21 protein-coding genes and 1 pseudogene are annotated in these 21,839 nt (G+C 63.8%); 8 read left to right on the top strand and 14 right to left on the bottom strand.

Annotation, left to right across the window (positions count from 1 at the left end; all coding sequences use genetic code 11):
• Positions 1-111: 111 nt before the first annotated feature.
• From B4L76_RS17475 to B4L76_RS17490, 4 genes are all read right to left on the bottom strand, one after another.
• Entirely contained in the window at positions 112-2,244 is a 2,133-nt protein-coding gene (locus tag B4L76_RS17475) for a TonB-dependent siderophore receptor (RefSeq protein ID WP_296234223.1), read from the bottom strand.
• Positions 2,245-2,372: 128 nt separating this feature from the next.
• On the bottom strand, positions 2,373-2,753 hold the full coding sequence (locus B4L76_RS17480; protein WP_144171712.1) for a hypothetical protein: 381 nt from the start codon (positions 2,751-2,753) through the stop codon (positions 2,373-2,375).
• A 141-nt stretch (positions 2,754-2,894) separates the two neighbouring features.
• A complete protein-coding gene (locus tag B4L76_RS17485) occupies positions 2,895-4,082 on the bottom strand; it encodes an MFS transporter (RefSeq protein WP_296234226.1) in 1,188 nt (395 codons plus the stop codon).
• Between the two features lie 87 nt (positions 4,083-4,169).
• On the bottom strand, positions 4,170-4,919 hold the full coding sequence (locus B4L76_RS17490) for a 3-oxoacyl-ACP reductase family protein (RefSeq protein WP_296234227.1): 750 nt from the start codon (positions 4,917-4,919) through the stop codon (positions 4,170-4,172).
• Positions 4,920-5,037: 118 nt separating this feature from the next.
• Here B4L76_RS17490 and B4L76_RS17495 point away from each other — a divergent pair, with 118 nt between their 5' ends.
• A complete protein-coding gene (locus tag B4L76_RS17495; RefSeq protein WP_296234228.1) occupies positions 5,038-5,976 on the top strand; it encodes a LysR family transcriptional regulator in 939 nt (312 codons plus the stop codon).
• A 61-nt stretch (positions 5,977-6,037) separates the two neighbouring features.
• Here B4L76_RS17495 and B4L76_RS17500 read toward each other — a convergent pair whose 3' ends face one another.
• Entirely contained in the window at positions 6,038-6,508 is a 471-nt protein-coding gene (locus B4L76_RS17500) for a GreA/GreB family elongation factor (protein WP_296234230.1), read from the bottom strand.
• 2 nt (positions 6,509-6,510) lie between these two features.
• The gene (locus tag B4L76_RS17505; RefSeq protein WP_296234232.1) at positions 6,511-6,903 is read right to left on the bottom strand and encodes a hypothetical protein; all 393 of its coding nucleotides are present in this window, start codon (positions 6,901-6,903) and stop codon (positions 6,511-6,513) included.
• A gap of 130 nt (positions 6,904-7,033) precedes the next feature.
• Here B4L76_RS17505 and earP point away from each other — a divergent pair, with 130 nt between their 5' ends.
• Both earP and efp read left to right on the top strand, forming a co-directional pair.
• Positions 7,034-8,179: an elongation factor P maturation arginine rhamnosyltransferase EarP gene (earP, locus tag B4L76_RS17510; RefSeq protein WP_296234233.1), complete on the top strand. Its 1,146-nt coding sequence runs from the start codon at positions 7,034-7,036 to the stop codon at positions 8,177-8,179.
• Between the two features lie 48 nt (positions 8,180-8,227).
• On the top strand, positions 8,228-8,797 hold the full coding sequence (gene efp / locus B4L76_RS17515) for an elongation factor P (protein WP_170028870.1): 570 nt from the start codon (positions 8,228-8,230) through the stop codon (positions 8,795-8,797).
• Positions 8,798-8,928: 131 nt separating this feature from the next.
• Here efp and B4L76_RS17520 read toward each other — a convergent pair whose 3' ends face one another.
• From B4L76_RS17520 to B4L76_RS17530, 3 genes are all read right to left on the bottom strand, one after another.
• The gene (locus B4L76_RS17520) at positions 8,929-9,357 is read right to left on the bottom strand and encodes an organic hydroperoxide resistance protein (RefSeq protein WP_296234235.1); all 429 of its coding nucleotides are present in this window, start codon (positions 9,355-9,357) and stop codon (positions 8,929-8,931) included.
• 140 nt (positions 9,358-9,497) lie between these two features.
• Positions 9,498-9,953 carry a MarR family winged helix-turn-helix transcriptional regulator gene (locus B4L76_RS17525; protein ID WP_296234236.1) on the bottom strand — a complete coding sequence of 152 codons (456 nt, stop codon included), beginning with the start codon at positions 9,951-9,953 and terminating at the stop codon, positions 9,498-9,500.
• A gap of 58 nt (positions 9,954-10,011) precedes the next feature.
• Positions 10,012-10,965 (bottom strand): LysR family transcriptional regulator, encoded by a 954-nt coding sequence (locus B4L76_RS17530; RefSeq protein ID WP_296234238.1) that lies wholly within the window; start codon positions 10,963-10,965, stop codon positions 10,012-10,014.
• A 111-nt stretch (positions 10,966-11,076) separates the two neighbouring features.
• Between B4L76_RS17530 and B4L76_RS17535 the strand changes: the two genes are divergently transcribed.
• Complete coding sequence (locus B4L76_RS17535) at positions 11,077-11,826, top strand: sulfite exporter TauE/SafE family protein (protein WP_296234240.1); 750 nt, start codon at positions 11,077-11,079, stop codon at positions 11,824-11,826.
• A gap of 61 nt (positions 11,827-11,887) precedes the next feature.
• Here B4L76_RS17535 and B4L76_RS17540 read toward each other — a convergent pair whose 3' ends face one another.
• A complete protein-coding gene (locus tag B4L76_RS17540) occupies positions 11,888-12,739 on the bottom strand; it encodes a LysR substrate-binding domain-containing protein (RefSeq protein WP_296234241.1) in 852 nt (283 codons plus the stop codon).
• Positions 12,740-12,835: 96 nt separating this feature from the next.
• Between B4L76_RS17540 and B4L76_RS17545 the strand changes: the two genes are divergently transcribed.
• A complete protein-coding gene (locus B4L76_RS17545; protein WP_296234243.1) occupies positions 12,836-13,054 on the top strand; it encodes a DUF1127 domain-containing protein in 219 nt (72 codons plus the stop codon).
• 103 nt (positions 13,055-13,157) lie between these two features.
• Here the strand turns inward: B4L76_RS17545 and B4L76_RS17550 are convergent, their stop codons facing one another.
• Positions 13,158-14,504 carry a class II 3-deoxy-7-phosphoheptulonate synthase gene (locus B4L76_RS17550; protein WP_296234244.1) on the bottom strand — a complete coding sequence of 449 codons (1,347 nt, stop codon included), beginning with the start codon at positions 14,502-14,504 and terminating at the stop codon, positions 13,158-13,160.
• 105 nt (positions 14,505-14,609) lie between these two features.
• On the opposite strand from B4L76_RS17550, the gene B4L76_RS17555 reads away from it, so the two are divergent.
• Both B4L76_RS17555 and B4L76_RS17560 read left to right on the top strand, forming a co-directional pair.
• A complete protein-coding gene (locus B4L76_RS17555; protein WP_296234559.1) occupies positions 14,610-15,371 on the top strand; it encodes a spermidine synthase in 762 nt (253 codons plus the stop codon).
• A 336-nt stretch (positions 15,372-15,707) separates the two neighbouring features.
• Positions 15,708-17,421, top strand: a pseudogene (locus tag B4L76_RS17560) (DEAD/DEAH box helicase).
• 386 nt (positions 17,422-17,807) lie between these two features.
• Here the strand turns inward: B4L76_RS17560 and B4L76_RS17565 are convergent.
• Positions 17,808-18,575, bottom strand: coding sequence for a DODA-type extradiol aromatic ring-opening family dioxygenase (locus tag B4L76_RS17565; protein WP_296234246.1), 768 nt, complete (start codon positions 18,573-18,575; stop codon positions 17,808-17,810).
• Between the two features lie 101 nt (positions 18,576-18,676).
• Here B4L76_RS17565 and B4L76_RS17570 point away from each other — a divergent pair, with 101 nt between their 5' ends.
• The gene (locus B4L76_RS17570; protein ID WP_296234248.1) at positions 18,677-19,327 is read left to right on the top strand and encodes a thiopurine S-methyltransferase; all 651 of its coding nucleotides are present in this window, start codon (positions 18,677-18,679) and stop codon (positions 19,325-19,327) included.
• A 71-nt stretch (positions 19,328-19,398) separates the two neighbouring features.
• Here the strand turns inward: B4L76_RS17570 and htpX are convergent, their stop codons facing one another.
• Both htpX and B4L76_RS17580 read right to left on the bottom strand, forming a co-directional pair.
• Positions 19,399-20,286: a protease HtpX gene (gene htpX / locus B4L76_RS17575; RefSeq protein WP_023661073.1), complete on the bottom strand. Its 888-nt coding sequence runs from the start codon at positions 20,284-20,286 to the stop codon at positions 19,399-19,401.
• 332 nt (positions 20,287-20,618) lie between these two features.
• On the bottom strand, positions 20,619-21,830 hold the full coding sequence (locus B4L76_RS17580) for a pyridoxal phosphate-dependent aminotransferase (RefSeq protein WP_186689069.1): 1,212 nt from the start codon (positions 21,828-21,830) through the stop codon (positions 20,619-20,621).
• Between the last annotated feature and the right edge of the window lie 9 nt (positions 21,831-21,839).

The following is a 21,839-nucleotide window of genomic DNA, read 5'->3' on the forward strand; positions in this document are numbered from 1 at the left end:
AGCCGGGGGCTTTTTGTTTTCGGGGATTTCCTCGCAGCCCATCGTGTTGGGCCTGACGCGGTCCGCGAAGCGGTCGGGTGCCGCGATGGGCCGCAAAGCGGCCCGAACCTTTCAGAAACTCACCGAGGCCGAAAGCCGGGCAGTCCGCGGAGCCCCCTGGAACAGGTAGTTGTCCCCCAGGTAATCACCCACATCGCGCCAGTAGCGCTTGTCGAACACGTTATCCACCGTCAGCCGCAGCACCGTTTCATACCCTCCGACCTGCAGGCGGTATCGGCTGCCGAGATCGAACACGGTGTAGCCGCCTACTTCCACGTTGCCCGCCTGACTCGCGTACTTGCTGGCGCTGTAGCGCGCGCCGCCGAGCAAGGCCAGGCCCGGTACCGGCAGGCTGTATTCCGCCTGCAGTGCCGCGCGCAACCTCGGCACGTTGATCGCTTGGTGCCCTTCGTAGGCATCGGTACCGCTGTTCTGTACCCGCGCACGGATGGCGGCGGCGCTCGCCAGCACTTGCAGGTTCGAGGTCACCCAGCCGCTGGCAGCCAGTTCCAGGCCGGTATTCTCCTGCTGGCCTTGCTGGACGTAGGTGTAGTTGCCAGCACCGTCCGGACGTGCGTACTGGTATGCCTGGCGGATTTGGAACAGCGCGGCGCTGAAGCTCAGGCCTTGCCAGTCGTGCTTGAGGCCCAGTTCCAGTTGGTGCGAGGTAGTAGGCGCCAGGATTTCCGAAGCGTTGCCGGCAAACCAGGGGGCGGTGCCACCGGCAGACAGGCCCTTGGCGTAACTGGCATAGACCGTGGTATCCGGCAACGGCTTGTAGATCAACGCGGCATTGGGAAGCAGCTCGTACTGCCGGGTATGGCGGCCGGCCACACCGTTTTCGTCCCAGGTCTTTTCATCCAGGCGAACTTCGCGAGCGCCCAGCATGGCCTGCCACTGCTCGTTGAAGCGGATACGGTCGCTGATGAACAGGCCATACTGGCGGCTGTCCAGGCGGCGTTCGCTGGCACCGACAGGCTTGTCGGACGGGACGAGCGCTGGTGCACCGGTCTGGATGTTGCCGGTGCCAAGCCACTCGTTGTAGTACGGGCGTTGATCGAGGGTGCGGCGCTGCACGCTGGTCCCTAGCGTCAGCTCATGCCCCAAGCCCAGCGCATCGAAGCGGCCATTGAGCAGGGCCTGCGCCTCGTCGGTGCGTCGTGTATCGTCGGGGCTGCGGAAATCGTAGATATCGTAGTCGCCGTCGCTGCCAAAGAACGCGCCCTCGCTCGACCCCCAGGCAAACGCGCTGTAGTCATCGATTACCACCTTGCTGCGCGAAGCACTCAAGGTTCCGCTCCAGGCTTCGTTGAAGCGGTACTCGAAGCGCCCGCCCAGGTTCAGCGAGTCGTTCTGCACCGGTTTGGCCCAGCGCTGGTAGGCGAGGCGCTCGTCGGGGTCGATGCCGTGGGGCACTTCGCTTCCACCGAGCAACTGATAACCCGGGACCGAGTACTGTTCACGGTGCTGGTATTCGGCATCCAGCTGCAAGGTGGCATCAGCGTTGAGCTGCCAGTCGAAGGCCAACGAAGCGAAGTCGCGTTTGCCGTCGGCATGGTCGACATAGCTGCGGATGTCTTCATGGGCCAGGTTGGCGCGCAGGCCGAACTGCCGTTCGCTGCCGAACCAGCCGCCCAGGTCCGTAGCCAGGTAGCGTTCGCCTTGTTCATTGGTCGATACGCTGACGCTACGCACGTCTGCGGCGCGCTTGGTCACGTAGTTGACCAGACCACCGGGCTCCGACACGCCGCTCTGCAGCCCGGACAGCCCTTTGAGCAATTCCACCTGCTGCTTGTTCTCCAGGGCGACGTTCTGCTCGCCGGTGATGGTCTGGCCGTTGATGCGGTAGCTGCTGGCCGCATTCAGCTCGAAGCCGCGGACATTGAAGTTTTCGTAGTAGCCGATGGGGGCATAGCTTTCGCCCACCGAGGCATCGCTTTGTAACAGCTGGCTGAGCGTGCGCACCTGGCGGTCTTCCAGCAGCTGCTGGTTGAACACGCTGATCGCAGCCGGGGTGTCGAGCAAGGGCGCGGGCTGGAAGCCGCCTACCGCCGCCTGGCGTGCCTGATAGCCGTCGTTGTCGTAGGTCTCGGACACCTGCACCGGGGCCAGCAGCACGCTGGCTTCGGCAAGCGCATGGGGGCAATGCAGGGCCAGGCCCAGGCTGAGCAGGCTCAGGGGCAGGCGAGGGGGACGCGGGGGCATGCAGTGGGCTCCTGGAGGCGCAACTGCTGTGCCGGGTGTACTCCGCTTGGGGGTCGGCACAGCCATGAAAAAGGCGGCATCTTACCGCCGCCTTCAACATAAAACGATCCGCGCCTTGTGCGATCCAGTCAGCCTTTGCCGGCGGGCCGTCTGTGCTGTCGCCAGTTGTCATCGATCTTCGACCAGGTCTTGCCATCGGTAATGGCCATGAGCTTGCGTCCGTCCTTGAAGGTTGCCAGGAAGGTGGCTTCTTCTTCCTTGCCGCCTAGCCACAGCCCGGCCAGCAGCCCCACCGGCCCTGCCACCAGCGCGCCGGCCACGCCCCAGCCCAGGGCGCTGCCCAGGCTACGGCTGGATTCGAGGCTCGCCAACCGCAGGTCACTGATGCGCGCCAGGGAAATCCGCTCGCCCGGAGAAGGGCTGCGGGGGGTCTTGAGCGTGAGCGATCCGTTGCGATACTCGCCTTCACCTTGCAAGAAATCGCCGGATTGCACCGTGAGTCTTGTCATAACGTCGTCCTGTCAGTGAAAGGGCATTGACCAACGCTTACTGAGCGCTGGCCGGGCGGGCAAGTCAACGGCCAGACGACGGAGGGTAGTGCGGTCGTTTGTCGCCATGGCCGATGCCCGCCCTCAACCCAGCGCGGATTTTCAGGCCATCTGCAACAGATGCTTGCGCTTGCGCTCGGCTAACCCCCACGCCAGCAATGCCAGCGACCCAATCACCAGCCCTGCGACCACGATGCCCATCCAGCCCTGATACTGGAACAGCTGCGTGCCCAGCAACGAGCCAAGTGCCCCGCCAATGAAGTAGCAGGTAATGTAGCCGGCGTTCAGCCGTGTACGCGCTTCGGGGCGCAGGGCGATCACCGCATTCTGGTTGCTCACGTGCACCAGTTGCACCGCCAGGTCGAGCATCAGCACGCCCAGCAGCAAGGCCAGCAACGACTGTTCGGCAAAGCCCAGCGGTACCCAGGACAGCAGCAACACCACCAGGCCAACCGTGGTGCCCAATGCACCCTTGCCGCGGTCGGCCAGGCGCCCGGCCCAATTGGCCGACAGCGCACCCGCCGCACCGGCCAGGCCGAACAGGCCGATCACTGCATCGGAATAGTGGTACGGGCCTTTTGCCAGCAAAAACGCCAGCGGCGTCCAGAACAGGGCGAACAGGCTGAACGCCAGCAGGCCGAGCAGCGAGCGCAGGCGCAGCACCGGCTCTTCGCGGAACAGGCGGAACACCGAGCCGATCAGCGCCGGGTATTTGAGCCCGGCATGGCTGTGGTGTTGCGGCAGGCTCCGGTGCAGCGCCACGGCGGTGATGGCCATCAGCGCGGCGGCCAGTACGTAGATGCTGCGCCAGCCGCCCAGCTCGGCCATGAAGCCGGCGGCGGTGCGCGCCAGCAGGATGCCCAGCAGCAGGCCGCTCATCAGCGTGCCGACCGCGCGCCCACGTGAATGAGGCTCGCTCAGGGCCGCAGCCATGGGCACCAGAATTTGCGCCACCACCGAGAACAGCCCGGTCAGCGCCGTGCCGAGGATCAGCCAGGGCAGGCTCGGTGCGCAGGCACTGATGACCAGGCCCAGGGTGGCAATTGCGGTCATCACGGTAATCAGCCGCCGTTGCTCGAACAGGTCGCCCAGCGGTGCCAGCAGCAACAGGCCGGCGCCATAGCTGAGTTGCGCGGCAATGACGATGCTGCCTGCGCTGGCGGTGCTCAGGCCAAACTGTTGGGCGATGCTGTGCAGCAGGGGTTGCGCGTAGTAGTTGCTGGCCACGGCCAGGCCGGTGGCGGTGGCCATCAGCAGAATGAGTGCGCGACTCAGGGTGGGGTTGTACATGCGGTTCTCGTGGCAGTGAGGTGGAGGGCAACCTGCGCCGGCCTCTCTTCACTTGCCGGGAAGAGGTCGGTACAGGAAACCGTTGAATCAGGCTGCAAACCCGCCGTCGACAGTCAGGCTGGCCCCGGTAATGTACCCTGCCTCAGGCCCCGCCAGATAAGCCACGAAGCTGGCGATCTCGTCCGCCTCGCCATACCGCCCGATCGCCATCAGTGGGATCAGGCTTTCGGCGAACTCACCGCTGGCCGGGTTCATGTCGGTGTCCACCGGCCCAGGCTGCACGTTGTTCACGGTAATGCCCTTGGGCCCCAGGTCACGGGCCATGCCGCGGGTCAGGCCGACCAGTGCCGACTTGCTCATGGCGTAGGGCGCGCCACCGGCAAATGGCATGCGCTCGGCGTTGGTGCTGCCGATATTGATGATGCGCCCGCCCTGGCCCATGTAGCCCGCCGCCGCCTGGCTGGCGACGAACACGCTGCGCACGTTCACCGCCAGCATGTGGTCGAAGTCGGCGAGGTCGAACTCGGTCACGGGCGCCACCGCCAGGACACCGGCGTTATTGACCAGGATATCGAGCCGGCCGAAGGCCTTCACCGTGTCATCCACTGCCAGTTGAACTGCCGCCGCGTCGGCGCTGTCGGCCCGCAGTGCCAGGGCTCGGCCACCGTTTTCGGTGATTTCCCGCGCCAGTGCTTCTGCCGGGCCGGCGGAACTTACATAGGTGAAGGCTACCTGCGCGCCTTCACGGGCCAGGCGCCGCACGATGGCTGCGCCGATGCCGCGGGAACCGCCCTGTACCAGGGCCACTTTGCCTTCGAGGGTGTGTTGCTTGGACATGCTGATCTCCTGCTGGAAGCCAGGCTGGGATGCCTTGGATGGGCGCAGTATCGGCGCTCGATTACCTGCTGATAAGATGGCAATCACTATCAGCAGAGTAAACCTTTGGTTTCTAATCATGGCCATGGAGTCGTTCAACGCTTTGGAGTGTTTCATCCGCAGCGCCGAAGTCGGCAGCTTTGCCGAGGCTGCCAGACGCCTGAGCATCACCCCGGCGGCGGTAGGCAAGCATGTTGCCCAGCTGGAGGCGCGCCTGGGGGTGCGGTTGTTCCAGCGTAGTACCCGCAAGCTGACCCTGACCGAGGCAGGGCAGCGATTTCTCGGGGAGGTCAGTGACAGTTTCCGCACTATCCAGTACGCCGTGGCCAACCTGGCCAGTGCCGAGGGCCAGCCGGCCGGGTTGTTGCGGGTCAGCATGGGCACGGTGTTCGGGCGTTTGTACGTGCTGCCCCTGCTGGGCGAGTTCCTGCGTCGCTACCCGGGCATTATCCCGGACTGGCATTTCGACAACCGCCAGGTCGACCTGATCGGCCAAGGCTTCGATGCGGCGATTGGCGGGGGCTTCGAACTGCCGCCGGGCGTGGTGGCGCGCAAGTTGACCCCGGCGCATCGGGTACTGGTGGCGGCGCCAGCTTATCTGGCCCGCCATGCACCGGTCACGCAGCCGCAGGCCCTGCAGCGGCATGACGGTATCCTGATCCGCTCGCCGCAGACCGGGCGCGTGCGATCGTGGCCGTTGACCAGCCGCTGGCAGGAGCAGCAGCCTTTGGCGTTGCGTCAGGCGATGACCATGAGCGATTCGGATGCGGCTTGTGCGGTGGCCGAGCAAGCGCTGGGGATTGCCCTGGTGAGCCTGCCGTTTGCGGTCCCGTATCTGGAAAGTGGGCGGCTGCGCCGGGTGTTGCCGGACTGGTATGTGGACGATGGGCATATCAGCCTGTATTTCGCCGAGCACAAGCTGTTGCCGGGCAAGACCCGGGCGTTTGTCGATTTTGTGGTGGAGCGGTTCGCTCAACAGGGCCTGGCCGGGCGGTTCGATGCCTTGCAGGCGCTTTGATGTCCAGGTTTGAAGCGCCCCTACGACGACCGCATTGGCCGCGCCTTGGCGAAGGAACCCCTCAGGCTACATCGACAATCCACAATGTCTGCGTCCCCAGGCCCAGCTCATCTTCCACACGCTTGCCGACCAACTGCTGCCCCAGCGGCGATCGCGGGGTAATCACCGTAACCAGCCCATCCGCCTCGCCAATCTTCAACCCTGCCGCCTCGGGCCCCAGGAACAGACGCCGCTGCCCGCCAGCTTCATCTTCCAGCGTCACCAGGTTGCTCAACTGCACGCCGCGCGCCGGGTCATAATCGCGCAGCAGCAATTGCTGGTAGGTTTGCAGCGCCGAACGTATCTCGGCACTGCGGCGGGCCTGGCCGGTGGCCAGGTACGAGGCTTCCAGGCCCAGGGTGTCGTACTTGTTCTCGGCGATGTTCTCCTCGGCGGTAGCCGCTTCATACGCAGTCTGTGCCGCGCGGGTCAGCACAGCCAGGTCATGCTCGAGGGTGGCGACGATCTGCGCCAGCAGGCGGGTCTTGTCCATGATCAGTAACAGAACTCCAGCACATTGGCCTGGCTTTTGTCAGTGGGCGCAGTGCGGTTCTGCTGCAGCCAGAACTGGCACTTGGGGCTGTTGAGGTTGCGCGGGTTGCCCTGGGCGGCCTCGGCGGCCTGTTGCTGTTCCTGCTTGTGCAGGATGTCCTGGTAGCGCTCGAACATTTCAGCCTGGGCATCCGCCGCCGGGGCTGGCGGTACAGCTGGCCGGGAAACGCCGGGCACTACCGCCTGGGCCAACGGCTGCACCTGCTCTGGCCATAGCTGCAAGGCCAGCCACAGGCTGGCGGCGATGGCCACGGCGCCCAGCCACAGGCCCAGGGCAACGCACAGGATCAACGGCAACGGCTTGAGGGAGATCTTCAATTCACGGTGGCGGGGCATGGCACTGTCCTGGCGGGGTGGGTCGGGGGCATTGTCGCATGCGTTTGGGCTTTTTTCCCCGCAGGTGCTTTTGTCGGCGACAATTTATCCGCAGAATTTGCGGTTTTTCCGCTGGGCGAGGGCAGGGCACATGAAAGTCACCTGGGACATCTTCTGCACCGTGGTCGACAACTATGGCGATATCGGCGTGACATGGCGCCTGGCGCGCCAGCTGGTTGCCGAGCATGGCCTGGCGGTGCGCCTGTGGGTGGACGACCTGGGCGCGTTCGTGCGCCTGTGCCCGGGGGCCGATGCTGCACTCGACCAGCAGTGGCAGCAGGGCGTCGAGATACGCTGCTGGCCGGTTGACTGGCAGACGGTGGCCACTGCCGACGTAGTCATCGGCGCCTTCGGCTGCCGCTTGCCGGTTGGCTACATCGAAGCGCTGGCCATACGACCGCTGCCAGCGCTATGGCTGAACCTGGAATACCTCAGTGCCGAAGACTGGGTGGAGGGGTGCCACGGCTTGCCGTCGCCGCAAGGCAACGGCTTGCGCACGGTGTTCTTCTTCCCTGGCTTCACTGCGGGGACTGGCGGCCTGCTGCGCGAGGCGCCCTTGCTGGCCCGTCGCGCCGCATTCGAGGCCGACGCGGCGCAGCGCGCTGCGTTTCTCGCCGGGCTGGGTGTGCAGTTGCACACCGGCGCTCGGCTGATCTCGCTGTTCGCCTACGAAAACCCGCACCTGGCCGGCTGGCTGGACGCCCTGGCCGAGGATACCCGGCCCAGCCACCTGCTGGTGCCGGAAGGGCGTATTCTCGGTGACCTGTGTGCCTGGCTGGGCGAACCTACGCTGCCGGTGGGGGCGGTACGCCAGCGTGGTGCGCTGACCGTGCAGGTGCTGCCTTTCGTCAGCCAGGACGATTACGACCGCCTGCTCTGGTGCTGTGACTTCAACGCCGTGCGCGGCGAGGATTCGTTCGTGCGTGCGCAATGGGCGGGGCGGCCACTGCTGTGGCACATCTATGTGCAGGAGGAGAACGCACACTGGGAAAAACTCGAAGCGTTCCTGGCGCTTTATCGCCAGGGCTTGCCGGACGCTGCCGCCGAAGCCCTGGTCGATCTGTGGCGCGCCTGGAACCTCGACAGCCGCACGCAGCGCGACATGCACGCGGCCTGGGCCAAGGTGCTGGCGCATTGGGACGAGCTGCAGGCGCATGCCCGCCACTGGTGTGCCAAACAGGCCGCTCAGCCGGACCTTGCCATGACGCTGGTACAGTTTTACCGAAATTGGCTATGATACGCGGCCTCGATTTTTATAAATCCATCCAGATTCGGATACTGCGTAATGAAAACTGGTAAAGAACTGAAACCCGGCACCGTACTGCGGATCGACAACGACCCGTGGCTGGTACAGAAAGCCGAATTCACCAAGTCGGGTCGCAACAGCGCGATCATGAAGACCAAGCTGAAGAACCTGCTGACCGGCTACAAGACTGAAACCGTCTACTTCGCCGACGACAAGCTGGACGACGTGATCCTCGACCGCAAGGAAGTGACCCTGTCCTTCATCAGCGGTGACGCCTACACCTTCATGGACACCACCGACTACACCATGTACGAGCTGAACGCCGAAGACATCGACGCCGTTCTGCCATACATCGAAGAAGGCATGCAGGACGTCTGCGCCCTGACCATGTACGAAGAGAAAGTGGTATCGGTAGAACTGCCGACCACCATCAGCCGCCAGGTTACCTACACCGAGAACGCTGCTCGCGGCGACACCTCGGGCAAGGTCATGAAGCCTGCCAAGCTGGCCAACGGTACTGAAGTACAGGTTGCCGACTTCATCGAAATCGACGAGTGGATCGATATCGACACCCGCGACGGCTCCTTCAAGGGCCGCTCCAAGAAGTAATACTTCTTGTGGAACGCAAAAACCCGGCCTTGGCCGGGTTTTTTTGTATCTGGATCGTTACCTGCTGACGCAAGTCTCTAGAAGCGGCCTTGCGTCGCGATGGGCTGCAAGGCCGCTCCTGCATGTGAGCCTCAGACAGTGACGTGAAGGCGTACGTCCACGTTACCGCGGGTTGCGTTGGAATACGGGCACACCTGGTGCGCCTTCTCCACCAGCCCTTCGGCCTCGGCCTGTGCCAGGCCCGGCAGGTTGATGTGCAGGTCGATGTCCAGGCCGAATCCGCCCGGAATCTGGCCGATGCCGACCTTGGCGGTAATCGAGGCATCCGCTGGCAAGGCTTTCTTCTCTTGCACGGCCACGAACTTCAAGGCGCCGATGAAGCATGCCGAGTAACCGGCGGCAAACAGTTGCTCGGGGTTGGTGCCGTCCCCGCCAGCGCCACCCAGTTCCTTCGGGGTGCTGAGCTTGACTTCCAGCTTGCCGTCGCTGGCGCGGGACTTGCCGTCGCGCCCACCGGTGGAGGTAGCTTCTGCGATGTACAGCGGAGTGACCTTTTGCATCTTGAGCCTCGCTAACGTGTTGTGCGCTTCCGCTCTGGGAAGGGCGCGGGTTGGTGTGGGGATTAAGTTAGCGCGCAATTAGTTAGTGCGCAAGATAAATTATGACCGTTCGTCCGGACAGCCCTTTCTCAGCCCGATTGTCAGAGGGTCTTCTGCAGATTCTCGCGCAATGTCAGCAGGTCGGCCTGCAGCTGTTGCAGTTGCTCCAGGCTGCGGCCACTGGCCTTGAGAATGCATTGTGGCACCTCCCTGGCCCGTTGTTGCAGAGCGCGGCCTTTGTCGGTCAGTTGCACCAGCACCACCCGTTCGTCTTCGCGGCTGCGGTTGCGCTGCAACAGGCCTTCGCTTTCCAGGCGTTTGAGCAACGGGGTCAGTGAGCCGGGGTCGGTAAGCAGGTGCTGGCTGATCTCGCCCACGGTCAGGCCGTCGTGCTCCCACAGCACGAGCATGGCCAGGTACTGCGGGTAGGTCAGGCCCAGGGCCTGCAGCAGCGGTTTGTAGACCTTGGTCATCAGCAACGAGGTGGAGTGCAGGGCGAAACAGACCTGGTTGTCCAGCAGCAGCTCGTCACAGGAGGCTTGGGTGTCGGCGTTCATGCAGGTCCTTGAAAGTAATCAATGGGTAAGTCTGGCACGCTGATCATCAGTGCGCGCGTTACTTGTGCAGTTCACTGTGCAAGGCCAGGTCCCAGGGTGGAATCGGACTGAACCGGCTCTTGAGAAATTCGAGCAGCAAACGGCTGCGAGAGTTCGTTTCATGTTCCAGACGTAGCGCGTAGATACCGCTGGTTTCAGCCGGGGGCAAGCCGCCGTCGCAAAACAGCGGTATCAGCTCGCCGCGCAGCAGGTATTCGCTGATCAACCAGGTAGGCAGGTGGGCGATGCCCAAGCCGGCGAGAGCACCGAACAGCAGGGTTTCGGCGTTGTTCGCGGCCATGCGCATGCGCGCGGGGCGGTACAGGCGGGTTTGCCCGGCTACATTGAAGCGCCAGGCAAAGGGTGGCGCCAGGCCATCCCAGTCCAGGCCGTCGTGCCCAGGCAGTTCACTGGGGCAGGTGGGTATGCCGCGGCTGGCCAGGTAGGTGGGGCTGGCGCAGGCAATACGCACCATGTACGCGAGTGGCGTGGCGACCAGTCGGGTGTCGGCCAGAGGGCCGGCGCGCAGTACCAGGTCGACTTCGCCGAGGTGGCTGCCATGCAGGTCGACGAAGCTGTCGATCAGGCGCAACTTCACGTCCAGCCCCGGGTAGGCCACCAGGAAGTCGGCAATTGCCGGTGCCAGGTGGCGACGACCGAATGCGGCAGGGGCGTCAATGCGGATCAGGCCTTCAGGGGCACTGCTCAGCGACACCGCTTCGGCGCGAGCCAGGCGCAGCTCTTCGATGATGCGCCTGGCCCGTTCGGCGAAGGCGTTGCCCGCGGGGGTGACGCGTACGGCGTGAGTACTGCGGGTGAACAGGCGGCTGCCTACGGCGCTTTCCAGGTTGTCGATACGCCGGGCTACGGCGGATGGAGTCAGCGGGTGGCGGCGGGCGGCAGCAGAAAAGCTGCCGGTTTCAAGCACATCGAGGAACAGGCTCAACTGGTCGGTCAGAATATCAGGGCTCATGGCTGCCTTGCTTATGCGGATAGCGCACAGCCATTTTGCGCTGCTGTGCGTTTCCCCGCCAGCCCGCAATGGTTAGCATGCTGCATCATGTGAACAGGTAGTGAGGCCCTGATGATCGAGTGGGTGTTGTATGTCGTGCTGGGCGCTGCCTTGGGGACCATGGGTGGCCTGTTCGGCATTGGCGGCGGGTTGATCGCGATTCCGGCGCTGGGCGTGCTGTTTGGCCTGGACCAGCAACTGGCGCAGGGTACGGCGCTGGTGATGGTGGTGCCGAACGTGCTGCTGGCGCTGTGGCGCTATCACCAGCGTAACCGTATCGAATTGCGCCATGCCGTGCCGTTGTCGTTATGCAGCTTCGTGTTCGCCTGGCTGGGGTCGATCTGGGCAGTGGGGCTGGATGCGCATTCCATGCGTCTGGGCTTTGTCGGCTTCCTGGTGGCGCTGGCGGTATGGAACGTGGCGCGGATGTTCATGAAAGTCTCGCCGCCAAGCGCCGAATTGCGTCATGCCTGGCCGTGGCTGGGCGTGCTGGGCAGCTTTGCCGGCACCATGGGGGGCTTGTTTGGCGTGGGTGGGGCAGTGGTGGCCACGCCGATCCTGACCAGTGTGTTCGGCACAACCCAGGTGGTCGCGCAGGGGCTGTCGCTGGCGCTGGCGGCGCCGAGTACCCTGGTCACCTTGCTGACCTATGGGGTGCACCACAGCGTCGACTGGGGCGTGGGCATCCCGTTGGCGGTGGGCGGATTGCTCAGTATCAGCTGGGGCGTGAAGCTGGCCCATGCGTTGCCGGAGAAGGCACTGCGGGCGATGTTCTGCGTGTTTCTGGTGGTGTGTGCAGTGATGCTCGGGTTTGAGCTTTGAGGGCTTGGGGCCACTTTGCGGCCCTATCGCGACGCAAGGCCGCTCCCGCGGCAGCCCCAGCTCACTTGAACCCTTCGACGATGTAATCGGCCATGCAATCGGTGATCGGCGATGCGCTCTGGGTACTGCGCACCAGCATCACATTGGCCACCGGCAGTTGCGGCAGCCCTTCGCTCTCGCCCAGTATGCGCAGGTTCCCGCCAATCAGGCTCTGCAACTGCGCCGTTACCGCCAGCCCGGCCGTGACGATGGCAAAGATTGCTGCCAGGCTCGGGCTGGTATAGGCGATGCGGTAATCGATGCCCTGGGCCTCCAGGGCGTTGCAGGTCCAGGCCCGGCAGAAACAATCGCTGTTGAACAATGCCAGCGGGATGGGCCGTTGCTCTTGTGGGCAGAAACCCTCGGCGGCGGCCCATGCCAGGCGTTCCTGGCGCAACAGCTGGCCAATCTCGTTGCCCGGCTCGCGGGTGACGATGGTCAGGTCCAGGTCCTGGCGCAGCATCAGTTGCTTGGACGATTCGCAATGCACCTCTACCTGCACCAGTGGGTAGGCCTGGGCAAAGCTTGACAGTATGGTCGGCAGAAAGCGCATGGCATAGTCGTCCGGCGTGCCGATCCGCACCATCCCGACCATGTGCGGCATGCGCAAGGTATTGAACACCTCGCCGTGCAATTTGAGGATACGCCGGGCATAGCCCAGCAGCACCTGGCCTTCGGCAGTCAGCCGTACCTGACGGCCGTCGCGCTCGAACAGCTGCCGCTGCAAAATGTCTTCTTCCAGGCGTTTCATCTGCATGCTCACCGCCGACTGGGTGCGGTTGACCACCTCGCCGGCGCGGGTGAAACCGCCTTGCTCGGCGATGGCGACAAAGGTGCGCAGGACGTCGGCGTCGAGACTCTGGTACTGGGACATTGCATCAATCTCCGAGATGCATGGCATCAGAAACATTCGTTGGATTGATCTTATGCCTGGCGGCAGACTGGAGCCAACAAAACGGAGGGCTTCACGATGAAAGGTCTTGTCAGCAGCATCCAGCAACCTGGCTTTTCCCTGAACCATCTGTTGCATGCGGCCGCACAGAAGGTGGCGCGGTGGTTGCAGCTGTACCGCCAGCGCCAGCAGTTGGCCAGCCTCAGCGATGCCACCCTGCATGACCTGGGGTTGAGCCGGGCCGACATTCAGCAAGAAGCCGAGCGGCATTTCTGGGATGATCCGCTGCGTAAGTAGGGCAGACCGATGCTGGCTCTTCGCGGGCTCGCCCGTTCTCACAGGTAAAGCACTGCTCTCGAAGCGTGTGCCCCTGTGAAAGCGGGCGAGCCCGCGAACGCTTCTAGCGCCGCACCTGCTTGAGGGTTTCGGCGATCAGGAACGCCAGCTCCAGCGACTGGTCGGCATTCATGCGGGGGTCGCAGTGGGTGTGGTAGCGGTCCGACAACGCATCTTCGGTAATCGGCCGTGCACCGCCGATGCATTCGGTCACGTTCTGCCCGGTCATCTCGATGTGGATGCCACCGGCATGGCTGCCCTCGGCCTGGTGCACCTGGAAGAACTGCTTGACCTCGTCGAGTATCTGCGCAAAGTCGCGGGTCTTGTAGCCACTGCTCGCCTTGATGGTGTTGCCGTGCATCGGGTCGGAACTCCACAGCACCTTGCGCCCCTCGCGCTCGACCGTGCGGATCAGCCCGGGCAAGTGGTCGCCAACCTTGCCGGCGCCCATGCGCACGATCAGGTTCAGGCGCCCCGGGTCGTTGGCCGGGTTCAGCGTGTCGATCAGGCGAATCAGCTCTTCGGGGTTCATGCTCGGGCCAACCTTGACCCCGATCGGGTTGTGCACGCCGCGCAGGAACTCCACATGGGCACCGTCCAGTTGACGGGTGCGGTCGCCAATCCACAGCATGTGCGCCGAGCAGTCGTAGTAATCGCCGGTCAGGCTGTCCTGGCGCACGAACGCTTCTTCGTAGTTCAGCAGCAACGCTTCGTGGGCGGTAAAGAAGCTGGTTTCGCGCAGTTGCGGCGCGCTGTCCAGGCCACACGCGCGCATGAACGCCAGGGTTTCGTCGATGCGGTTGGCCAGCTGGTGGTACTTGTCCGCCAGCGCCGAGTTGGCGATGAAGTCCAGGTTCCACTTGTGCACCTGGTGCAAGTCGGCAAACCCACCCTGGGCGAAGGCGCGCAGCAGGTTGAGACTGGCGGTGGCTTGATGATAGGCCTGCAGCAGGCGCTCCGGGTCGGGGATTCGGCTCTTGGCGTCGAAACCGATGCCGTTGACGATATCGCCCCGGTAGGCCGGCAGGGTGATGTCGCCGATGGTTTCATCGCCCGAAGAGCGCGGTTTGGCAAATTGCCCGGCCATGCGCCCGACCTTCACTACCGGACAGCCGGCGGCAAAGGTCATGACGATGGCCATCTGCAACAGCACCTTGAAGGTGTCGCGGATTTTCGCCGCCGAAAACTCGGCGAAGCTTTCGGCGCAATCGCCGCCCTGCAACAAGAATGCGCGGCCTTCGGTGACCTCGGCAAACTGCCGGCGCAGCTCGCGCGCCTCGCCCGCAAACACCAGCGGCGGGTAGCTGGCCAGGGTCTGTTCGACCTTCAGCAGCTGCGCCGCATCGGGGTAGGTCGGTTGCTGCTGGATCGGCAGGGCGCGCCAGCTGTCAGGGCTCCACGGTTGGTTCATTTCAGGCTCGGTCTTGTCAGTTGTAGGCTACGGGCCATGTTAACAGTTGGCGCTGTGCTTGTTGCATCGGGGGCGTTGGCGGACAATGCGCGTTTTGCGGGTTGGATGGTGAGCATGGCGGAACGGCAAGAGCGGCTACTGGCACGGGTGGAAGATGCCTTTGGCGTCATCAGCGTGTACGAAGTGGACGACTACCGCTTTCTGGAGTTCGGTGATGCGATCGAGCAGAGCTGCGTGTTCACTGCCGACCCGAGCTGGCTGGAGTACGACTATACCCGCGCCATGCTGGTCGGGGCGTTGTGCCATGAGCAGCCGGAAAGCGCGCTGTTTCTCGGCCTGGGTGCCGGCACGCTGACCCAGGCGTGCATGAAGTTCCTGCCGCTGGACGACATCGAGGCCATCGAGCTGCGCCCGGACGTGCCACGCCTGGCCATGGAGTACCTGGGCCTGGACGATGACCCGCGGCTGTATGTGCGCATTGGCGATGCCCTGGAGCTGCTGCCCACGGCGGAGAAGGCCGACCTGTTGTTCGTCGACCTGTACACCGACCATGGGCCTGGGGTAGGGCACCTGGCATGGAATTTCCTTGAGAACTGCCAGCAGCAGCTCAACCCGGGCGGCTGGCTGGTGATCAACCAGTGGGCTACCGATGACGGCAAGCCGCTGGGTGCGGCCTTGCTGCGCGGCCTGTACCACCGGCATTACTGGGAACTGCCGGTGAAGGAGGGCAATGTGATCCTGCTGGTGCCGGCGGACCTGGAACAGGCATTGGACCTCGGCGGGCTGCGTGCACGCGCCGAGGCCCTGGCGCCGCGGTTGGGCTACAGCCTGGAAGGGTTGATCCGCGAGATTCGTCCGGCTACCTGAGTGGCTGCGCATCCTTGGCGACACAGGGTCGCTCCCGCAGCGACACTGTCAGTGTGCGAAGGATTATCGATTCAGCTTGCGCTGATTGGTGGCCCGATACTGGCCGCAAATCGCGAAAATTTTCCTCACTTCTTTGCACCATTTCGGGTATAGTACGCGCCGGTCTTTTAGCGGGCCGCAAAATCAGGTGGTGCAAACCCTCCGAGTCCAGCTTCGGCTGCGCGTCCGCTAGGCGGACCTTCCCACGTTTTCTTTTTCAATCGTTTTCGCAAATCCCCGCCGCCAAAGCTGCCTGGGTGACCTGTCGGTCTTTCATGGCTTGTGCAGCTTTGGAGCATGGGTCTTTGCGGATGCACCTAGAGGCAGACCCATGACCCAGGAAACCGGCGGCTTCGCCGCTCTCGATCTCAATCCGAACATTGTTGCTGCCGTTCTGGCGACCGGCTATGAAGAGCCATCCGCCATTCAGCAACAATCGATCCCGATCATCCTCGCCGGTCACGACATGATCGGCCAGGCGCAGACGGGCACCGGCAAGACCGCTGCCTTCGCCCTGCCGATCCTCAACAAGATCGATGTGAGCAAGCGCGAACCGCAAGCCCTGATCCTGGCGCCGACCCGTGAGTTGGCGCTGCAAGTTGCTACCGCTTTCGAAACCTACGCCAAGCAGATGCCGGGCGTGAACGTGGTCGCCGTCTACGGTGGTGCCCCGATGGGCCCACAGCTGCGGGCGATCCGCAATGGCGCGCAAATCGTCGTGGCCACCCCGGGTCGCCTGTGCGACCACCTGCGCCGTGACGAAAAGGTGCTGTCCACCGTGCAGTACCTGGTCCTGGACGAAGCCGACGAAATGCTCAAGCTGGGCTTCATGGACGACCTCGAAGTGATCTTCGATGCCATCCCGGCCAGCCGCCAGACCGTGCTGTTCTCCGCCACTCTGCCGTCGTCGATCCGCTCGATCGCCGAGCGTCACCTGCGTGAGCCCAAGCACGTCAAGATCCAGAGCAAGACCCAGACCGTCACCGCGATCGAGCAGGCTCACCTGATGGTCCACGCCGACCAGAAGATCCCGGCTGTGTTGCGTCTGCTGGAAGTGGAAGAGTTCGACGCGCTGATCGCCTTCGTGCGCACCAAGCAAGCCACCCTGGATCTGGCCGCCGCGCTGGAAGCCAAGGGTTACAAGGCTGCCGCGCTGAACGGCGACATCGCCCAGAACCAGCGTGAACGCGTCATCGACTCGCTCAAGGATGGCCGCCTGGACATCGTCGTCGCCACCGACGTCGCCGCCCGTGGCCTGGACGTACCACGCATCACCCACGTATTCAACGTGGACATGCCGTACGACCCGGAGTCCTACGTGCACCGTATCGGCCGTACCGGCCGCGCCGGTCGCGATGGCCGCGCACTGCTGCTGGTCACCCCGCGTGAGCGCCGCATGCTGCAGGTCATCGAGCGTGTTACCGGGCAGAAGGTGGCCGAAGCGCGCCTGCCGAATGCCCAGGCCGTGCTGGATGCCCGTATCAAGAAGCTGACTTCGAGCCTGGCGCCGCTGGTAGCCGAAGCCGAAGCCACCCACGGCGACCTGTTCGACCGCCTGACCAGCGACCTGGGTTGCAGCGCTCGTGCCCTGGCTGCGGCCCTGCTGCGCAAGGCCACCAATGGTCAGGCGCTGGACCTGGCTGCAGTCGAGGGTGAGCAGCCGCTGGTGCCGAGCTTTGCCCCGCGTGGTGAGCGAACCGAGCGTGGTGAGCGTGGCGAGCGTCCGGAGCGTGGTGACCGCGAGCGCCGTGCGCCGATGCCGCTGGCCGAAGGCCGCGTGCGTTGCCGTACCGCCCTGGGTGCCCGTGACGGCATCGCGGCCAAGAACCTGCTGGGTGCGATCCTCAACGAGGGTGGTCTGGCGCGTGACGCCATCGGCCGCATCCAGGTGCGCGACAGCTTCAGCCTGGTCGAGCTGCCGGAAGACGGCCTGGAGAAGCTGCTGTCCAAGCTCAAGGACACGCGCGTGGCTGGCAAGCAGCTGAAGCTGCGCCGCTACCGCGAGGATTGATCCTGGCGCAATGAAAAAATCCCCGGCCTAGGTCGGGGATTTTTTTTGCCCGCCAGGGCCTCATCGCCGGCAAGCCGGCTACCGGTACAGCGTCAAGTCGAAGCCATGTTGAAGCGGACTCATCCACGAAGCAGGCGACGCAGTGGATGGCACAGGCTTCGCCCGTGTTCGCGGGGCAAGCCCGCTCCCACAGGTAGGAGCAACTGTCTTGCTCAATTTCCAAAAGCTGGCGCGGTCCCTGTAGGAGCGGGCTTGCCCCGCGAATACGGGCGAAGCCCGTGCCATCAACCGCGGTGTCTTCTTCACGGGTAACCCGCTCCCACAGCAACCCAATGTTCAAGCCTGCGGTACTCCTGTGGCAGCTGGCTTGCCGGCGACAAGGCCCTTCAGCCGAACCGATAGATGTCCATCCCCAGCGCCCCCAAGGTAAACCCCTGGTGCACCACCGCAAATTTGCCACCCGCCCCAAGGGCAAAGAACAGCGGCAGCAAATGCTCATCGCTGGGATGGTTACGCACCGCACTCGGTGCCAGCTGTCGATAGCCCAGCAGCGCTGCCTGGTCATCCGCTTGCAGCTTTTCCACCACCCAATCCCTGAACGCGCGTGCCCAAGGCTCGACCACCTCCGGCCCGGCGTGCCAGTCCAGTTCACCCAGGTTGTGGGTGATGCTGCCCGAGCCGATCAGCAGCACGCCCTGGTCGCGTAGCCCTGCCAGCGCCTGGCCCACCTTGAGTTGCAATGCCGGCCCCAAATGGCTGGGTAGCGAAACCTGCACCAGGGGAATGCTCGCATCCGGGTACATCAGCGACAACGGCACCCAGGCACCGTGGTCGAACGGGCGCTGCGGGTCCAGGCGGGCCGGCAGCCCGGCAGCGCTCAGCAAGGCGCTGACCTGCCCGGCAAGGGCGGGCTTGCCCGGCGCCGGATACTGCACGGCATATAGCGCCTGCGGGAAGCCATAGAAGTCATGCCACGTCTCGGGTCGTTCACTGCCGGTCACCAGCAGTTCGCGGCTTTCCCAGTGCGCCGATACCACTACGATCGCTTTCGGCCGCACCAGGCTGGTGGCCAGCCCCGCCAGCGCCGGCCCGCTGGCCCCGGGTTGCAGGGCAAGCATGGGGGAACCATGGGAAATGAACAGGCTGGGCAGCATGGCGGGGTCCTGGCGGTTAAGATGTATTCATCTTCGAACAACTACAGATCGAAATCCAAACCAAGTTTTACCGAGCAATCATCTAAAAAACTGGAGTGATCATGGAGCCAGCGTTCTGGCAGCAGCGGTGGGCCGACAACCAGATCGGTTTTCATCAGGCGCAGGTGAACCCCTACCTGCAAAAGTATTGGGCGCACCTGCAGCGGCTGCCGGGTAGCCGCGTGCTGGTGCCGCTGTGCGGCAAGAGCCTGGACCTGGCCTGGCTGGCCGGGCAGGGGCATCGGGTGGTGGGCATCGAGCTGTCGCGGCGGGCGGTGGAGGATTTCTTCCGCGAACATGGGCTTGATGCCGAGGTGCAGCAGCGCGGGGCATTCGAGGTCTGGCGCAATGGTGATCTGGAGCTGTGGTGCGGTGATTTCTTTGCTCTGCAGCCGGAGGATGTTGGCGACTGTACAGGAGTGTATGACCGGGCGGCGGTAATCGCGCTGCCGCCGCAGATGCGTACGCGTTATCTGCAACGATTGTCGGCATTGCTGCCGGTGGGGTGTCGCGGGCTGGTGGTGACCCTGGATTATGACCAGGTGCTGCTGGACGGGCCGCCATTCTCGGTCGAGGATGAAGAGCTGCGTCAAGGCTTGGCCGGGTGGCAGGTGGACGAGCTGGAGGTTGCAGAGGTCATCAAGCAGAGCCCGAAGTTTATGCAGGCGGGCATTACCAGCCTGTTGGAGAGGGTGTACCAGGTAAGCCGCTGATTGCTGTGTTGCCGGTGCTGGCGTGTGCAAAAAAGGGCGACCGAAGTCGCCCTTTTTTGTCACTGGGTGGATCAACCGCGACGGCGCAGGGCTTCGATACGGTCTTCCAGCGGCGGGTGGCTCATCAGCAGGCCGGCCAGGCCGTGCTTGAGGCCGCCATTGATGCCGAACGCCTTCAAGGTGTCGGGCATGTGCACGGGCAGGCCTTGCTCCACGCGCAGGCGCTGCAGGGCACCGATCATCGCTGCGGTGCCGGCCAACTGGGCACCAGCCTCGTCGGCGCGGTATTCGCGGCGGCGCGAGAACCACATGACGATCATGCTGGCGAGGATGCCAAGGATCAGTTCGGCAACGATGGTCGCCACGTAATAGGCAATACCCTGGCCTTCTTCGTTCTTGAAGATGACCTTGTCGACAAAGTTACCGATGATGCGGGCGAAGAACATCACGAAGGTGTTGACCACACCTTGCACCAACGCCAGGGTGACCATGTCGCCGTTTGCCACGTGGCCGATCTCGTGAGCCAGTACCGCGCGCACCTCATCGGGCGAGAAGCGCTCCAGCAAACCCTGCGATACCGCAACCAGCGCGTCGTTGCGATTCCAGCCGGTGGCGAAGGCGTTGGCTTCGTACGCCGGGAAGATACCTACCTCGGGCATCTTGATGCCGGCCTCGCGGGACAGCTCCTCGACGGTTTGCAGCAACCACTGCTCGTGGCGGGTGCGCGGCTGGCTGATGATCTGGGTGCCGGTGGTCATCTTAGCCATCCACTTGGAGATGAACAGCGAGACGAGGGAGCCGGCGAAGCCGAACACGGCGCAGAACACCAGCAGGCTGCTGAGGTTCAGGTCGACCCCGTTGGCGGCCATGAACCCGTTGAAACCAAACAGGCTCAGGGTAATGCTTGCAACCAGCACCACCGCGAGGTTGGTGGCTACAAACAACAGAATGCGCATCATGGTTGTTACGTTCTCCTGACGGATGAGTTGTCGCTTACTGCGGGGTATATAAGGTGCCGGCCGTGCTGATTCAATCGGGTGACTATTTCAAACTGTGTACGGCGGAGTATGGCAGAGGATGGCAGGGGGGCTGTGGGATAGAGCGTTGCAGGATGTAAGAAGCGGCTTCATGCCTTGAGCGTTCCGGCGGCGTTCAGATCGAGCGCCGCGCGGGCGGCGTCCGAACTCCCGGACTCCGCAAGGCCCAAGCCATGCACCAAGGCTGACTACCCTGGCGTAGGTCCGGCACGTGGGCGGCGCGCGATCTCGCCCCCCCAACACCCCGTCGAACCTTACTGCGAATACCCCTTCAGGAAACTGCCAATCCGCCCGATCGCCGCTTCCAGGTCATCCACCCGCGGCAAGGTCACCACCCGGAAGTGGTCCGGCCATGGCCAGTTGAACGCCGTACCCTGCACGATCAGCAGCTTTTCCGACAGCAGCAGGTCGAGCACGAATTTCTCGTCGTTGTGGATCGGACACACCTTCGGGTCGATCTTCGGGAACGCATACAGCGCGCCCATCGGCTTCACGCAGCTCACCCCCGGGATATCGTTGAGCAGTTCGTAGGTGCGGTTGCGCTGTTCCAGCAGGCGGCCCGGTGGCAGCACCAGGTCGTTGATGCTCTGGTAGCCGCCCAGCGCGGTCTGGATGGCATGCTGCGCCGGCACGTTGGCGCACAGGCGCATGTTGGCCAGCATGTCGATGCCTTCGATGTAGCTCTGCGCGTGGTGCTTGGGCCCCGAGATGATCAGCCAGCCGGAACGGAAGCCCGCCACCCGGTACGACTTGGACAGGCCATTGAAGGTCAGGCACAGCAGGTCGGGAGCCAGCGAGGCGGTGCTGATGTGCACGGCTTCGTCGTACAGGATCTTGTCGTAGATCTCGTCCGAGAACACCACCAGGTTGTGCTGGCGGGCCAGCTCGAGCATGCCCAGCAGCAGCTCCCGGGAGTACACCGCGCCGGTCGGGTTGTTCGGGTTGATGATCACCAGCGCCTTGGTGTTTGGGGTGATCTTGGCCTTGATATCGTCAAGGTCGGGGAACCAGTCGGCCTGTTCATCGCACAGGTAGTGCACCGGCTTGCCGCCGGCCAGGCTCACGGCAGCGGTCCACAGCGGGTAGTCGGGGGCCGGGATCAGTACTTCGTCGCCGTTGTTCAGCAGCGCCTGCATCGACATGACGATGAGCTCGGACACCCCGTTGCCGAGGTAGATGTCTTCTATGGTGACGCCTTCGATACCCTTCTGCTGGCAGTATTGCATCACCGCCTTGCGTGCACTGAACAGGCCCTTGGAGTCGCTGTAGCCCTGCGCGGTGGGCAGGTTGCGGATCACATCCTGGAGAATTTCGTCAGGCGCCTCGAAGCCAAACGGCGCCGGGTTGCCGATGTTCAGCTTGAGGATGCGATGGCCTTCCTCTTCCAGGCGCTTGGCGTGCTTGAGCACTGGGCCGCGAATGTCATAGCAGACATTGGCGAGCTTGTTCGATTTGCTGAACTGCATGATGGGATC

The organism is Pseudomonas sp. UBA4617, assembly GCF_002386445.1.
In the GTDB taxonomy this organism is placed as follows: Bacteria; Pseudomonadota; Gammaproteobacteria; order Pseudomonadales; family Pseudomonadaceae; genus Aquipseudomonas.

Bases quoted from the DNA above. Each gene is read 5' to 3' on its own strand.
- B4L76_RS17475 (WP_296234223.1), bottom strand. From the start codon at position 2,244: ATGCCCCCGCGTCCCCCTCGCCTGCCCCTGAGCCTGCTCAGCCTGGGC.
- B4L76_RS17480 (WP_144171712.1), bottom strand. From the start codon at position 2,753: ATGACAAGACTCACGGTGCAATCCGGCGATTTCTTGCAAGGTGAAGGC.
- B4L76_RS17485 (WP_296234226.1), bottom strand. From the start codon at position 4,082: ATGTACAACCCCACCCTGAGTCGCGCACTCATTCTGCTGATGGCCACC.
- B4L76_RS17490 (WP_296234227.1), bottom strand. From the start codon at position 4,919: ATGTCCAAGCAACACACCCTCGAAGGCAAAGTGGCCCTGGTACAGGGC.
- B4L76_RS17495 (WP_296234228.1), top strand. From the start codon at position 5,038: ATGGCCATGGAGTCGTTCAACGCTTTGGAGTGTTTCATCCGCAGCGCC.
- B4L76_RS17500 (WP_296234230.1), bottom strand. From the start codon at position 6,508: ATGGACAAGACCCGCCTGCTGGCGCAGATCGTCGCCACCCTCGAGCAT.
- B4L76_RS17505 (WP_296234232.1), bottom strand. From the start codon at position 6,903: ATGCCCCGCCACCGTGAATTGAAGATCTCCCTCAAGCCGTTGCCGTTG.
- earP (WP_296234233.1), top strand. From the start codon at position 7,034: ATGAAAGTCACCTGGGACATCTTCTGCACCGTGGTCGACAACTATGGC.
- efp (WP_170028870.1), top strand. From the start codon at position 8,228: ATGAAAACTGGTAAAGAACTGAAACCCGGCACCGTACTGCGGATCGAC.
- B4L76_RS17520 (WP_296234235.1), bottom strand. From the start codon at position 9,357: ATGCAAAAGGTCACTCCGCTGTACATCGCAGAAGCTACCTCCACCGGT.
- B4L76_RS17525 (WP_296234236.1), bottom strand. From the start codon at position 9,953: ATGAACGCCGACACCCAAGCCTCCTGTGACGAGCTGCTGCTGGACAAC.
- B4L76_RS17530 (WP_296234238.1), bottom strand. From the start codon at position 10,965: ATGAGCCCTGATATTCTGACCGACCAGTTGAGCCTGTTCCTCGATGTG.
- B4L76_RS17535 (WP_296234240.1), top strand. From the start codon at position 11,077: ATGATCGAGTGGGTGTTGTATGTCGTGCTGGGCGCTGCCTTGGGGACC.
- B4L76_RS17540 (WP_296234241.1), bottom strand. From the start codon at position 12,739: ATGTCCCAGTACCAGAGTCTCGACGCCGACGTCCTGCGCACCTTTGTC.
- B4L76_RS17545 (WP_296234243.1), top strand. From the start codon at position 12,836: ATGAAAGGTCTTGTCAGCAGCATCCAGCAACCTGGCTTTTCCCTGAAC.
- B4L76_RS17550 (WP_296234244.1), bottom strand. From the start codon at position 14,504: ATGAACCAACCGTGGAGCCCTGACAGCTGGCGCGCCCTGCCGATCCAG.
- B4L76_RS17555 (WP_296234559.1), top strand. From the start codon at position 14,610: ATGGTGAGCATGGCGGAACGGCAAGAGCGGCTACTGGCACGGGTGGAA.
- B4L76_RS17565 (WP_296234246.1), bottom strand. From the start codon at position 18,575: ATGCTGCCCAGCCTGTTCATTTCCCATGGTTCCCCCATGCTTGCCCTG.
- B4L76_RS17570 (WP_296234248.1), top strand. From the start codon at position 18,677: ATGGAGCCAGCGTTCTGGCAGCAGCGGTGGGCCGACAACCAGATCGGT.
- htpX (WP_023661073.1), bottom strand. From the start codon at position 20,286: ATGATGCGCATTCTGTTGTTTGTAGCCACCAACCTCGCGGTGGTGCTG.
- B4L76_RS17580 (WP_186689069.1), bottom strand. From the start codon at position 21,830: ATGCAGTTCAGCAAATCGAACAAGCTCGCCAATGTCTGCTATGACATT.